Below are 12,865 nucleotides of genomic sequence, written 5' to 3'. Positions count from 1 at the left end.
AGAGGGGCTCGGCTCGTGAGCTGGACCGACGTCTTCATCCTGCTCGGCACCCTCGCGGCGTCCGCCGTCGCGCTGTGGTTGCTGCAGCACTTCGTCCCGCACCGGCTGCGGGAGACGCACAACGACGTGGCGGGGTTCATCTTCGCCGCGGTCGGCGTGATGTACGCGGTGCTGCTGGCCTTCGTCGTGATCGCCGTCTGGCAGAACCTGGACTCCGCCAGGCAGACGACGTTCAAGGAGGCCGACGCGCTGGCAGGCGTCTACTGGATCTCCCGCGAGATGCCGCTGCCGGTCGGCGCGGAGCTGGAGCACAACGCGCTGGAGTACGCGCACACCGTCCAGGACACCGAGTGGCCGCTGATGGCGGAGCACCGCAGCAGTCCGCAGGCCACCCAACTCGTCTACGCCATGCGATCGGAGGTCTTCGGCTACACCCCGGCCGACAGCAGACAGCAGGTGCTCTACGAGCACGCCGTCGCCCACGTCGAGGAGCTGGCCTCCGAGCGGCGGGAGCGGCTGACCGAGGTGGGGGACTCGGTCCCTTCGATCCTCTGGGTGGCGCTGATCGCGGGCGCGCTGCTGACCGTCGGCTTCACCTACCTCTTCGGCCTCTCCAACACCCTGGCCCACGGGCTGATGGTGCTGACGCTCACCGCGCTGGTGGTGGTCTCACTGCTGCTGATCAAGGAGATGGACTTCCCGTTCACCGGCGTCACCCACGTCGAACCGACCGCATTCGAGGTGTTCCTGAGCAGACTTCCCCCGCCACGTTGAAATAGGACCGAATCCGTCCTACATCCCGCCTACCGTGGGAACCACTCAAGCACTTGAAGCCGACGAGCCCACAAGCAGAGGTGGTTCCCATGCCGACCGTCGTCAACGCCGAGACCGACGAGCGCGACGCGCTGCTCCAGTTCATCGAGGCCCAGCGGGCCGCCGTGCGGCGCGCGGTGGGCGGGCTGACCAGGGAGCAGCTGGTCGCGCGGCCCACCGGCAGCGAGCTGACGCTGGGCGGTCTGCCCAAGCACCTGGCCTTCGTCGAGAGCAACTGGACCAGGGTCGTCCTGGCCGGACGCGAGCCCCTGGCCACGGCCGACGAGAGCAACTGGGCCGACACCTTCCGGCTGCTGGACGGCGAGGAGATCGAGGACGTCCTGAAGCACTGGGACGAGGTCGCCGCCGAGACCGCCGAGATCGTCGCCGGCCTCGCGGACCTCAGTGACACCGTGCCGCTGCCCGACCGTCCCTGGAACCCCAAGGGCGCCCGCCGCTCCGGCCGCTGGATCCTGCTGCACCTGGTCGAGGAGATCGGCCGGCACGCCGGCCACGCCGACTTCCTGCGCGAGGCCACCGACGGGGCCACCGCGTTCTCGCTGCTCAACCCGGCCCAGCTGCGTCCCAACGACTGAGCCGCGGCAGCGTCAGAGCCCCCGCCCGACTCCGGGCGGGGGCTCTTTCGCGCGGCCTGTAACGTCCGGTCAGGCCATCGGCGTCAAAGAGGCAGGAACGGAAAGCACGCAACGATTCGGGACTTCGGTGGGGGCGCGGATGAAGGCGGACGACGAACGGGACTACCTGGAGTTCGCCGCCGCGAGGGCGGGCGCGCTGTACCGGTCGGCGAGCCTGCTCAGCGTCGGTGACCCGCATCTGGCCGAGGACCTGGTTCAGGAGACGCTCGGGAGGATGTACGTCCACTGGCGTCGTGTCGCCGGAGCCGACAACCCCGCCGCGTACGCGCACACCGTGCTGGCGCGCGTCTTTCTCAGCCACCGCCGCAGACGAAGTACGGCGGAGCATCCCACCGGGCAGCTGCCGGAGGGGGTGGCGGCCGAGGGGGACGCCACCCTGCGGCTGACCCTGCTCGACGCACTCGCCCGGCTCCGCCCGCGCGACCGTGCGGTGCTGGTGCTCCGCTACTGGGAGGACCGCAGCATCGAGGAGACCGCGCACACACTCCGGATCAGTGCCGGAGCCGTGCGCACCCAGAGCTCACGCGCGCTGGGACGCCTCCGCGAGGTGCTCGGCGACTCTCTGCCGGACCTGGCCCGCTCCTGACGCACCGACACCTTCGACACCCGGAAGCGGTGGCATCCCATGCCTTTTGAGGAAGAGGTCGCGCAGACCCTGCGCGACACGGGGGAGCAGTTCTCCCACGGCAACATCACCGAACTCGTCTCGGCGGGCTTCGCCGACGGCCGCAAGCGCCGCCGTCGCCGCAACGCCGCCGTCGCCGGCGGCTCGGCCGCCCTCGCCCTGATCGCGGTCGGCGGCGCGCTGACGCCCGCCCTGTTGAAGTCCGACCCGGCGGCCCAGGGCCACACCCAGGCGGCCGCCTCGTCGTCGCACGCGCCGGTCGGTGACGCGCAGCGGTCGAAGCAGATGCTCGCGGCGCTGGAGGGGCTGCTTCCGCAGGGAAAGATCACTCAGGCGCAGGGGCGCTGGAGCATGGGCGCGGGCGGCCGCACCGACATCGCGCCGCTGGCGGCCCTGGTCTACGACGAAGGCCGGGGTGCGTCCCAGATCGAGGTCTCGCTGGCCAAGGCCTCGCCGAGCCAGATCACGCTGCCCAGCTGCCCGAACAACCCCACCTACGTGCCGAACGACGTCTGCCACGTCACCCGGTTGCCCGGCGGCGCGTGGCTGTGGGTGGACCAGGGCTACGAGTACCCCTCCAAGGGCACCGGCACCAAGGCCTGGGCCGGGACCCTGACCAGGGCCGACGGCTCCCAGGTGTCGGTGTACGAGTGGAACGCGGCGGCGGAGAAGGGTTCGCCGGTCACCCGGGCGACCCCGCCGCTGAGCGCCGACCAGATGAAGGCCGTGGTGCAGAGCCCGGTCTGGGATCCGCTGCTGAAGGCCATGCCAGCGCCGAAGGCCTGGCCGAAGAGCGGCGGCACCAGCACGAGCCCCACCGGCGCCGCGATCTTCAAGGTCCTCGACAGCCTGCTGCCGCACGGCGTCACCGGCATCAACAAGAACGGCCAGGACGGCTACGCCGAGGAGCAGCTGAAGGACGGTCACCACGGCGTCGGCCTGATCGGGGTCAACGTGCAGCAGTGGAACCCCGTCTCGGACAAGGCCACCCTCGCGGACCTCTACGCCGGCGCGACCGTCCTGCCGGACGGCACCAAGGTGGCCGTGCACCAGACCGGCGGCGAGAAGGGCGGCTCGGGCGTGGTCGAGTGGATCGTCGACGTGCTGCACCCGAACGGCCTGCGCGTGGCGGCGATGGAGTTCAACGAGGCGCGGCAGGGCGAGAACGCGGACCGCACTCTTCCCGTGCTGAGCCTGGTCCAGCTCAAGGCTCTGGTCACCAGCCCCGAGTGGGAGTCCCTGGGCTGAGCCTGCGCCCGAGGCTAGCCTGAGCGGATGCAGCTGAGCATCCGCTCCTACCGACCGGGCGACCGGGAGGACCTGTACGAGATCTGCGTCCGCACCGGCGACAACGGTGCGGACGCGACCTCGTTGTACCCCGACCCGCGCGTCCTGCCGGACATCTTCGTCGGGCCGTACCTGGCCCAGGAGCCTGAACTGGCCTTCGTCGTCGCGGACACAGCGGGGGAGGACCGGGCGCTCGGCTACATCCTCGGCACCTCCGACACCCGCCGCTTCGTCGCGCGCTACCTCGCCGAGTGGCTTCCCGGCGTGGTCGACCGCTACCCCGACGACGGCGGCCGCGGCAGCGAGCTGCGGCACCCGGAGGTCATGCTCGGCCCCGGCGTCGACGAGTACCCCGCCCACCTGCACATCGACCTGCTGCCGCAGGCCCAGGGGCAGGGCCTGGGGCGGCAGTTGATGCGCACCTTCCTCGGCGCGCTGCGCGAGCGCGGGGTCCTGCGGGTGCAGCTGGGGATGGGCGTGCGCAACGTCGCGGCGCGCGCGTTCTACGACCGGCTCGGCTTCACCGAGCTGGCCCGGCCGGTGCCGGGCCTCGTCGTGCTCGGGCGCGACACGCTCATGGCAGGCGCGGATAGCGGGCGGTGAGCTCCCAGACCGTGAGGTTGTCGGCGAGGCCGTCGTGCAGGTCGGCGAGGTCGGCGAGCACGTCCTGGAGGAAGTCCCGCGCCTCGCGGCGCAGCACGCCGTGGTCGACGATCAGCGGCCGCTCGTCGCGGACCCAGTCCGCGTGCAGCTCGACCCAGTCGCCCCGCCGGGAGAAGCGCAGCCGGTCGCTGGACTCGGTGAAGTCCAGCTCGGCGCGCGGCTGCCGTCGTCCTGGCAGCACGGCGTCGAGCTGCTCCACGATGTCGCAGAGTGCCCAGGCGAAGTCCAGCACGGGCACCCAGCCCCACCGGGTGGACAGGTCCACCCCGCCGTCGCCCTCGACGAAGACGTCCCCGCAGAAGAGGTCGTGCCGCAGGCTGCGGACGGGCGCGGTCGCGTAGTCCGTCTGCGGCGGGTCGGGAAAGCGGTTGGAGAGGGAGTAGCCGAGCTCGATCACGCCCCATTGTGACAAAAGCGTTCGCCGGTTCACGCCTTGGGCGGGATCATGGGCGCATGTCCACGAACCCGGTCGCCGTCACCGTCAGGGGCGTCGTCGTCCCCGACGCCGAGCTGCAGTGGCGTTTCTCACGCTCCTCCGGCCCCGGCGGCCAGCACGTGAACACGAGCGACAGCCGGGTCGAGCTGCGGTACGCCCTGGCGGCGAGCGCCGCGCTCCCGCCGGTGTGGCGCGAGCGCGCGCTGGAACGGCTGGCGGACCGGCTGATGGACGGCGCGATCGTGGTCCACGCGAGCGAGCACCGGTCGCAGTGGCGCAACCGGGAGGCGGCGGCCGTCCGTCTGTCGGCGCTGCTCGCCGAGGCGGTCGCACCGCCACCCCGCGCCCGCCGCGCGACGAAGCCCTCCCGCGGCATGATCGAACGCCGCCTCGAGAACAAGCGCCGCACGTCGCTGCTGAAGCAGACCCGCCGCCGCCCCTTCGACTGACGTTGCACCCATCCAGGGCGCGAGGAACTGCGCGCCTCCGGCGCTGCACTTCTCAGCAGAGGGCCAGTTGCAACACCCAGGGGCGCGGGGCTCCGCTGACATGCGCCTCCGGCGCGCGGGCGCGACAAGCCACTGGCGCGCGGATGGTCCTCATCGCGCAGGGCCATCCGCACTGGGTGGTTCCTCGCGCAGTTCCCCGCGCCCCTGGGGTCGTGCAACTGACCGCCATCGCGAAGCGCCTCTGGGGTGGTGCAACTGCCTCGCCGTCGCGACGTCGTCGCGGGCGCGGAGTGTCAGGCCAGGTGGCGGTACTGGCCGCGGAAGTAGGTGAGGGGGCCGCCGGTCGGGGCGCCGACGTGGGCGGAGAGGACGTGGCCGATGACGAGGACGTGGTCCCCCGCGGGTATGCGTTCCACCGTGCGGCACTCCACCGTCGCCAGCGCGCCGTCGACCAGCGGGGCGCCCGACTCCGCGCCGCGGCGATGCGGGAGCTCCGCGAACAGCAGGCGGTCCGAGACGCGGCCCTTCATCGCGAAACGCGCCGCGGTCGTCCGCTGGTCCGAGGCCAGGACGGAGACCGCCCAGCGGTCGACCCGGCCGAGGACCTCCTCCATCCGGGAGTCCTCGCGGACCGAAACCATCACCAGCGGCGGCTCCAGGGACACCGAGAGGAACGCCGTCGCGGTCATGCCGACGTCCTCACCCCGGGGCCCCTCGTCCTCGTCGTGGGCGGTCACCAGGACCACGCCTGAGGCGAGCTGCCCGAGGGCGGCCCGGAACTCCTCCGGGGAGGCCTCGGCGGTCGCGGGGACTGTGGTGGCGGTGGTCGCTGCGTCGTACACGTCAGTCACGCTATCTTCGCGGGCCCCTGGTCGCATCGGCCCTTGGGCGTAGGACGGACGTCTGATTGCTCACGTTGCCTTCGAGGCAGTGGTTCGATCAAGGGTTACACCTGCCATGCGTGTGAGTTGAGTCACAAGTGACAACGATTTGCTGACCCAGAGTGTCGATCGATGTGCTCCCTGTGATTCAGTTTGTCTGGCAGTCGGACCATCTGCACGCGGTTCCGATCGAGGGAGGGAGGCAAGGCGTTGGAAACCGACCCGGAGCCCTACGTCCGCTTGGCGACGCTGCGCACCCTCCACCGCATCATCGCCGACCTGAACGCCGCCCGCAGCCTCGCGGGAACCCTCCAGGCCGTCGTCGAGGGAGCCGTGACCGGTCTCGGCTTCGACAGCGCCGTGGTGAACATGGTCCGGCCCGACGGGGAGCTCGTGGTCGCCGCCGTCTGGGAGATCGGCACGGAGGGCCAGGCCGAGGAGGGCATCAACAGCCTGCTGGGCCAGATCGGCTCGCGGGAGTCGTGGAACCGGCTGCTCAACGCTGGGGACGTCTGGGGCAGTCTGGTCTTCGTCCCGCACGACCGCGGCTGGGCCAGATCCGTGGACATCCCCACCTGGGGTGGGGGGACCGGCTACGCCGTGCAGGGCGCCTGGCACCCCGAGGACATGCTGCTCGCCCCGATGTACAGCTTCGGCGGCGAGCTGCTCGGCGTGCTCTCCGTGGACCGGCCGCGCAACGGGCGCCGGCCCGGCCCGTGGACGCGCGAGGCGCTGGAGATGTTCGCCCAGCAGGCCGGCATCGCGATCGGCAACGCGCGCCTGCGCGCGGAGATGCAGCGGGCGCTGATCCGGCTGGAGCGCGAGCAGCAGGTGCTGCTCGCCAGCGAGGAGAGCTACCGGCAGGCCTTCGAGTACGCCCCGAGCGGCATGGCGCTGACCGAGCTGCACGGCGAGCAGCGGGGGCGGCTCACCCGGGTCAACGACGCCCTGTGCCGACTGCTGGGCCGGTCCAGGTCCGCGCTGCACCGGCAGTCCTTCGCCGACCTGGTGCACCCCGAGGACGCGGCCAAGCTGCGCGGCATCGCGACCGAGAACGGCCGCGCCGAGGTCAGACTCGCCAGACGCGACGGCGGCTGGTTCTGGGTCACCCTGCGCAACTCCGTGGTCTCCGACGCCACCGAGGGCGCGATGTACCTGCTGACCCACGTCGAGGACATCGAGGACCGTAAGCGCCACGAGCTGCAGCTGGCCCACCGGGCCAGCCACGACGCGCTGACCGGCCTGCCCAACGCCGCCGAGCTCAAGGCCCGGCTGCGGTTGCGGCTGTGCGACCACCCGAACGTCCTGCTGCCCGCCGTCGCCCACCGCCCCGGCGGCCTCGGCGCGTTCGGCGGCTACGGCGGCTACGAGGAGGGGGACCCGGGCGGGTTCGCGGACCACGCGGGCTTCGGTGTCGCCCTCCCCGACGGCGGCGCGGCGCACGCGTACGGGCATCCGGCCGCGGGGGAGGGCGGTGGGTACGACCACGTCCACGCGGTGCTCCCCGACGAGGCCGACGGCACCGCTCAGGGCGGCAGAGCCCTGGCGGTGCTCTTCTGCGACCTGAACGGCTTCAAGGGCATCAACGACCGCCACGGCCACAACGCGGGCGACGCCACCCTGATCGAGGTCGCCCGGCGGCTCCAGCACGTGGTCCGCGAGGGCGACACCGTCGCCAGGCTCGGCGGCGACGAGTTCGTGGTCCTCGCCGACGGCGTGGACCGCGAGCGGGCCAAGGACCTGGCCGACCGGCTGAGAACCGCGGTCACCCCGCCGATCCGCTGGGAGAACCGCACCCTGCGGGTGGGCGTGAGCATCGGCATCGGCTGGGCCGGTTGCGGGATGAGCATCGACGAGGTACTCCACACGGCCGACGAGCTGATGTACGTCGAAAAGCGCGCCCGTGCGGGTGGCGGCGCCCGCTCGCACCGCCGCGCGGGCTGATCCCGCACGTATCACCCGTCACACCCGCACCCCTCGCTCTTACCGCCACGTCACCCAGTCGGGGTAGTGTGCGGTGGATACGCGTGCCTGCTGTGCGGTAATCCGGGCGCGAAGCCGAACATCCACGCAACACACTCGGGAGTTGAGAACTCGATGACAGCCGAGAACAACGGCGTGCCCGAGGACGACGACCCCTTCGCGTATCTGTACCGCGCCGAGGGCGACGCCGCCGGGGCGGAGGCCGTCGCGCCCACGCAGCCGATGCCCGGGGTGCCGCGCACCTCCTACCAGCAGGCCACGCAGGTCGGCCGGACCCAGTACGGGGCCCAGCCCGGCTACCCGCAGCAGCCGCAGGCCCAGCAGGCCTACGGCTACCCGACCGTCCCGCACCAGACGCCCCGGCCCCGCCCGTGGACGGCGGTCGCGCCGGTGCCCGGTCCGGCGGCGGCGCGGGCGGGAACGGCCGCGGCGTGATGATCGGCGCAGTGGCCGTGGTCGTCGCCATCGCCATCGGCATCGGCTTCGCCCTCTTCGGCAACACCGGCAAGAAGAACGACTCCGCCACCGGCTCCGGCACCACGCAGACCGCGGCGGCGACGGGCGGCGCCTCCGCGTCCGCCTCCTCGTCCCCCGGGTCCACCCTGCCCGGCGCCGCGGACGCGGCCACCATGACGCTGCAGAACACCGCGGCGACGACCACGGTGCCCGGCGCCAAGGCAGCCGGCGGCAGCTCGGTGCCGCTGACGGGCGCGAACCAGAGCGTCACCTGGACGGTCAACGTCCCCGCGGACGGCAAGTACTACCTCTGGATCCGCTACGACAACCCGGGCAACAAGGCGGCCAAGGGCACGCTGCTGGTGAGCGGCAAGAAGAGCCGTGACATCGACTTCAAGACCTACAGCGACACCACCGACCCGGCCAACGCCTGGTACCGCACCTACAACACCCCGGACCTGACGGCCGGACAGGTGCAGATCACCATCCAGGGCGACGACGGCCAGCCGCCGATCTCCATCGACCAGCTCGCGCTGACCACCGACAAGGTCAGCCCCTGGTGACCCCGGCCTGAACGACGACTCGGCCCGCGCTCCCCCTCGGAGCGCGGGCCGGTGTCATGTCCGGGGTTGTGGTGCGTCAGTTGGGCACCGGCACCCGGTCCGTGAGCTTGTCGGCGCCCACGGCCCAGACGCCTTCGCGCATCACGGCGACGACGTCGTACTGGCCGTCCAGGACCACCAGGTCCGCGCGCTTGCCGACCTCCAGCGACCCCAGCCGGTCGGCGAGCCCCAACTGGCGGGCCGGGTTCAGCGACAGCATCCGGCTGACCACCTCCGGCGCCAGCCCGTTGACGTTCACCGCGCGCTTGAACGCGACGTCCAGGGTCAGCGTCGAGCCCGCGATCGAGCCCCCCTCGGCGAGACGGGCGACACCCTCGCGGACCTTCACGGCCATCGGGCCGAGCATGTAGTCGCCGTCGCCGAAGCCCGCCGCGTCCATCGCGTCCGTGACCAGCGCCACGCGCTCCGCACCCGCGCCGCGGAAGGCGAGGTCCACCACGGCCGGGTGCAGGTGGACGCCGTCGCCGATGAGCTCGACGGTGACCCGCTCGTCCTCCAGCAGTGCGGCGACCGGCCCCGGGGCGCGGTGGGCCAGGCCCGGCATCGCGTTGAAGAGGTGGGTGGCGACGGTCGCGCCGGCGTCGATCCCGGCCAGCGTCTTGTCGTAGCTGGCGTCGGTGTGGCCGATGGCCGCGATCACGCCTCGGTCGACGAGCAGGCGGATCGACTCGATGCCACCCTCGAGTTCGGGGGCGAGCGTGACCATGCGCGCCGCGCCGCGCGCCGCGTCGACGAGCTTGCGCACCAGCGCGGGGTCGGGGTCGCGCAGCAGGTCGGGCTCGTGCGCGCCGCAGCGGTTGGTGCTGATGAAGGGGCCCTCGAAGTGGATCCCGGCCAGCACGCCGTCCTCGACCAGCTCGCTCAGCAGCCCGGCCTGACGGCACAGGTGGTCGATCTCGCCGGTGACCGTCGAGGCCACCGTCGTGGTGGTGCCGTGCTCCAGGTGCGTGCGCGCCGCCTTGATGATCTGCTCGGCGGTGCCGGAGTGGTAGGACGCCCCGCCGCCGCCGTGGACGTGCATGTCCACGAAGCCGGGGACCACGGTGAAGCCGGTGAGGTCGAGGGCGGGCGCCGCACCGTCGGGGGGAGTGACCGGAGCCGCGATCTCGGTGATCGTCCCGTTCTCGACGGCGATCTTCCCGTTCTCGACGACGCCGGTGGGCAGGACGAGCCTGGCCCCGGCCAGCACAGTGCGCTCCGCGTTGCTCACGCGGTCACCTCCAAGGAGAGCAGATCCCAGGCGAGGAGTCCCGCACCCAGGCAAGCGGCGGTGTCTTTGAGCATCGCCGGTACGAGCGCGGGCGGCATCTGGAACGACAACCGTTCCGTGACCGCGACGCGCAGGGGTGCGAAGAGGGTGTCGCCGGCCTCGGCGAGCCCGCCACCGATGATCACGGTGCCGGTGTCGAGAAGGCTGTGGGCCATCACGATCCCGTCGGCGAGCGCCGAGAGCGCCTCGGTCCAGACGGTCACCGCGCGCGGGTCCCCGGCCGACACCGCGCGGGCGCAGTCGGCGGCCGTCGCGGCGGGATCGCCGGACGCGGCGGCCCAGGCACGGCCCACGGCGGAGGCGGAGGCGATGGTCTCCAGACAGCCGCGGGCGCCGCAACCGCAGTCGGGCCCGCCGGGACGGACCACGACATGGCCGATCTCGCCGCCGTTGCCGTGGGCACCGGACTCGATCCTCCCGTCGATGCCGATGCCGCCGGCGATGCCGGTGCCCAGCGCGATGAAGAGGAAACGGGAGACCCCGCGCCCGGCGCCCAGTCGGCCCTCGGCGAGTGCGCCGGTGCGCACGTCGTGGCCGAGCGCGACGGGGATGCCGAGGCGTTCGCCGAGCAGCTTGCGCATCGGCAGGTCCCGCCAGCCCAGGTTGGCGGAGAAGACCGCGACGCCCTCGGCCTCGTCGATGGTGCCGGGCACCACGACTCCGGCGGCCTCGGCGGTCACGCCGAAGCGCCGCCGTCCTTCGTCGCGCAGGTCCGCGGCGAAGTCGAGGATGCCGGCCACGACGGCGGAGGTGCCTTGGTCGCGGCCGGTTGGGCGGCGGTCCTCATGCAGCAGAGAACCGTCGGGGGCGACCAGGGCGGCCTTCATGCCGGTCCCGCCGACGTCGAGAGCGATGACGTGCTTCACGACGCAGCAGTCTCCCTCCTCTGGGGCACAGAGGTCTAGTCCAGTTTGCAGATTGGTCTGGTCCATGCTCAATCTACCCCTTCGTTTGCCCCGGTTGGCCGGATTTGACCCATGCCACTATGGAGAGTAGCCGTGGGGCGTTGGGCTGGTTGACCTGCACGCATGTATTGGTTTGGACCTTTGTGGTCTAGACCAAGTGGAACCGCAGGTCAACGGGGAGTCGAATAGGCAAGAGGCTTCGCGAAAATATTCACGTCAACTTTCCCGCCCGATCACCGAGGGAAATCTGATGCCTCATCAAGGGCGAACAATTGGCGAGGTTCATCACCAACTGTCCGAATTGCCGTTGCACAGGATGCAATGAAGTCCTGCTTTTCGATAAATGGTGTAGACCTCTTGCTGGGCCGTCGGGAGACTAAGCCGCACCCCCAGCCCGACCAGGACCGGGCTCGCTTACCAAAGGCGGTAGTTGCGTTGAAGCGTCGTATGCTCGCCCTCTCGGCAGTCGGCGTCGTCGGTGCCCTTGCGCTGACGGCTTGTAGCAGCAGCGGCAACGGCGGCGGAAGCTCTTCCGCGGACGGTGTCACCACGATCAAGTTCGTGGCCGCGGACTACGGGTCCAACGGCCAGAACCCCAGCCAGGCGTACTGGGACGGCGTCGTCAAGGCCTTCGAGACGGCGAACCCGAAGGTCAAGGTCGACCTCCAGGTGATCAACTGGAACGACATCTCCACCAAGCTCGCCACGATGGTCCAGAACAAGCAGTACCCGGACATCGTCGAGGGCCCGGGCTACGCGAGCTTCGCGCAGAGCGGCCTGCTCTACACGGTCAACGACGTGCTGGACTCCTCGGTCCAGAGCAACCTGATCCCCGCGCTGGCCAAGGCCGGCCAGCAGAACGGCACCGCCTACGGCGTCCCGTTCGTCTCCTCCTCCCGCGCGTTCCTGATCAACAACGCGCTGTGGAAGAAGGCCGGTCTGCCGATGAACGGCAACCAGGCCGTCGCGCCGAAGACCTGGGCCGACGTGGAGACCGCCGCCACCAAGATGAAGGCCGCCGGGGTGTCGATCCCGCTGGGTCTGCCGCTGGGCTCGGAGGAGGCGCAGGCCGAGTCGTTCATGTGGGAGATGAACAACGGCGGCGGCTACGTCGACGCGAGCGGCAAGTGGGTGATCAACTCGGCCGCGAACGTGGCCACGTTCAAGCAGCTGGGCAAGTGGGTGGACGCGGGCCTGACCGAGAAGGACCCGGGCTCGGTCAAGCGCACCGACCTGTACGCCGACTTCGCCTCGGGCAAGGTCGGCATGCTCAACGGCATGCCGATCCAGCTGGACGACATCAAGAAGAACAACCTGGACGTGACCTGGGCGTCGCTGCCCACCGCGCAGGCCGGCGGCACCCCGCAGACCCTGGGCGTGGGCGACTGGATCTACGGCTTCAAGTCGGGCGGCCACGCCGCGCAGATCAAGGCGTTCCTCGACTTCGCCTTCCAGAAGGACAACCAGGTCAAGTTCGACGAGGAGTACAACCTCCTCCCGGTCACCAACGACGCTGTCACGCAGGTCAGCTCGGACGTCCCGGCGCTGGTCCCGTTCCTGAAGGCGCTGCCCGCCGCGCAGTTCGTGCCGGTCTCCAACCCGGCCTGGGACACCGTCAACGCGCAGGTCAAGACCCAGATCGGCGGCGCGCTCAAGGACCCGCAGGGCGTCCTGACCACCCTGCAGACCGCCGCCACCTCGGCCGGCCAGTAAGCAGTCACCGGTACCGGTCCTCCCGCCGAGGGCCGGTCACCTGAGCCGCGGCGGGACGGGCCCCCACGCCGTCCCGCCGCGTTCGCCTGCCGCCCGTCGTCGCCC

14 protein-coding genes are annotated in these 12,865 nt (G+C 71.2%); 10 read left to right on the top strand and 4 right to left on the bottom strand.

The genetic code is table 11. The features are described from left to right. Positions 1-15: 15 nt before the first annotated feature. The 5 genes from BS83_RS40395 (at position 16) to BS83_RS40375 (ending at position 3,984) form a co-directional block, all read left to right on the top strand. Entirely contained in the window at positions 16-774 is a 759-nt protein-coding gene (locus BS83_RS40395) for a bestrophin-like domain (RefSeq protein WP_037608376.1), read from the top strand. An 89-nt stretch (positions 775-863) separates the two neighbouring features. Continuing rightward, positions 864-1,409, top strand: a complete 546-nt coding sequence (locus BS83_RS40390; protein WP_037608374.1) for a DinB family protein — start codon at positions 864-866, stop codon at positions 1,407-1,409. Between the two features lie 139 nt (positions 1,410-1,548). After that, positions 1,549-2,055, top strand: coding sequence for a SigE family RNA polymerase sigma factor (locus tag BS83_RS40385; RefSeq protein WP_037608373.1), 507 nt, complete (start codon positions 1,549-1,551; stop codon positions 2,053-2,055). A 39-nt stretch (positions 2,056-2,094) separates the two neighbouring features. Beyond that, positions 2,095-3,342: a hypothetical protein gene (locus BS83_RS40380; RefSeq protein WP_037608371.1), complete on the top strand. Its 1,248-nt coding sequence runs from the start codon at positions 2,095-2,097 to the stop codon at positions 3,340-3,342. A gap of 27 nt (positions 3,343-3,369) precedes the next feature. Beyond that, entirely contained in the window at positions 3,370-3,984 is a 615-nt protein-coding gene (locus tag BS83_RS40375) for a GNAT family N-acetyltransferase (protein WP_037608369.1), read from the top strand. Here BS83_RS40375 and BS83_RS40370 read toward each other — a convergent pair. Next, positions 3,956-4,441 (bottom strand): hypothetical protein, encoded by a 486-nt coding sequence (locus tag BS83_RS40370; protein ID WP_037608367.1) that lies wholly within the window; start codon positions 4,439-4,441, stop codon positions 3,956-3,958. The genes BS83_RS40375 and BS83_RS40370 overlap by 29 nt on opposite strands. A 56-nt stretch (positions 4,442-4,497) precedes the next feature. Between BS83_RS40370 and arfB the strand changes: the two genes are divergently transcribed. Beyond that, the gene (gene arfB, locus BS83_RS40365; protein WP_037608365.1) at positions 4,498-4,929 is read left to right on the top strand and encodes an alternative ribosome rescue aminoacyl-tRNA hydrolase ArfB; all 432 of its coding nucleotides are present in this window, start codon (positions 4,498-4,500) and stop codon (positions 4,927-4,929) included. 293 nt (positions 4,930-5,222) lie between these two features. On the opposite strand, the gene BS83_RS40360 is transcribed toward arfB, so the two are convergent. Then, positions 5,223-5,771, bottom strand: coding sequence for a flavin reductase family protein (locus BS83_RS40360; protein ID WP_037608363.1), 549 nt, complete (start codon positions 5,769-5,771; stop codon positions 5,223-5,225). Between the two features lie 249 nt (positions 5,772-6,020). On the opposite strand from BS83_RS40360, the gene BS83_RS40355 reads away from it, so the two are divergent. From BS83_RS40355 to BS83_RS42665, 3 genes are all read left to right on the top strand, one after another. Then, positions 6,021-7,754: a sensor domain-containing diguanylate cyclase gene (locus BS83_RS40355; protein WP_037608361.1), complete on the top strand. Its 1,734-nt coding sequence runs from the start codon at positions 6,021-6,023 to the stop codon at positions 7,752-7,754. A 153-nt stretch (positions 7,755-7,907) separates the two neighbouring features. Then, positions 7,908-8,228 carry a hypothetical protein gene (locus BS83_RS42670; RefSeq protein ID WP_051945217.1) on the top strand — a complete coding sequence of 107 codons (321 nt, stop codon included), beginning with the start codon at positions 7,908-7,910 and terminating at the stop codon, positions 8,226-8,228. Next, positions 8,228-8,812, top strand: coding sequence for a CBM35 domain-containing protein (locus BS83_RS42665; protein WP_232248806.1), 585 nt, complete (start codon positions 8,228-8,230; stop codon positions 8,810-8,812). Before BS83_RS42670 ends, BS83_RS42665 begins: the two co-directional genes overlap by 1 nt. A gap of 76 nt (positions 8,813-8,888) precedes the next feature. Here the strand turns inward: BS83_RS42665 and nagA are convergent, their stop codons facing one another. Both nagA and BS83_RS40340 read right to left on the bottom strand, forming a co-directional pair. Continuing rightward, positions 8,889-10,082 carry an N-acetylglucosamine-6-phosphate deacetylase gene (gene nagA / locus BS83_RS40345; protein ID WP_037608359.1) on the bottom strand — a complete coding sequence of 398 codons (1,194 nt, stop codon included), beginning with the start codon at positions 10,080-10,082 and terminating at the stop codon, positions 8,889-8,891. After that, positions 10,079-11,008, bottom strand: a complete 930-nt coding sequence (locus BS83_RS40340; RefSeq protein ID WP_037608357.1) for an ROK family protein — start codon at positions 11,006-11,008, stop codon at positions 10,079-10,081. The genes nagA and BS83_RS40340 overlap by 4 nt, the downstream gene beginning before the upstream one ends. A 474-nt stretch (positions 11,009-11,482) precedes the next feature. Here BS83_RS40340 and BS83_RS40335 point away from each other — a divergent pair, with 474 nt between their 5' ends. After that, on the top strand, positions 11,483-12,760 hold the full coding sequence (locus tag BS83_RS40335) for an extracellular solute-binding protein (RefSeq protein ID WP_198035407.1): 1,278 nt from the start codon (positions 11,483-11,485) through the stop codon (positions 12,758-12,760). Positions 12,761-12,865: the final 105 nt, after the last annotated feature.

The organism is Streptacidiphilus rugosus AM-16 (assembly GCF_000744655.1).
Lineage (GTDB): Bacteria > Actinomycetota > Actinomycetes > Streptomycetales > Streptomycetaceae > Streptacidiphilus > Streptacidiphilus rugosus.
The sequence above is the reverse complement of the archived record's forward strand: the minus strand, read 5'-3'. Positions and strand labels throughout refer to the sequence as shown.

Excerpts from the sequence above, each read along its gene's own strand:
- arfB (WP_037608365.1), top strand. The coding sequence starts at position 4,498 with ATGTCCACGAACCCGGTCGCCGTCACCGTCAGGGGCGTCGTCGTCCCC.
- BS83_RS42665 (WP_232248806.1), top strand. The coding sequence starts at position 8,228 with ATGATCGGCGCAGTGGCCGTGGTCGTCGCCATCGCCATCGGCATCGGC.
- BS83_RS40375 (WP_037608369.1), top strand. The coding sequence starts at position 3,370 with ATGCAGCTGAGCATCCGCTCCTACCGACCGGGCGACCGGGAGGACCTG.
- BS83_RS40380 (WP_037608371.1), top strand. The coding sequence starts at position 2,095 with ATGCCTTTTGAGGAAGAGGTCGCGCAGACCCTGCGCGACACGGGGGAG.
- BS83_RS40390 (WP_037608374.1), top strand. The coding sequence starts at position 864 with ATGCCGACCGTCGTCAACGCCGAGACCGACGAGCGCGACGCGCTGCTC.
- BS83_RS40385 (WP_037608373.1), top strand. The coding sequence starts at position 1,549 with ATGAAGGCGGACGACGAACGGGACTACCTGGAGTTCGCCGCCGCGAGG.
- BS83_RS42670 (WP_051945217.1), top strand. The coding sequence starts at position 7,908 with ATGACAGCCGAGAACAACGGCGTGCCCGAGGACGACGACCCCTTCGCG.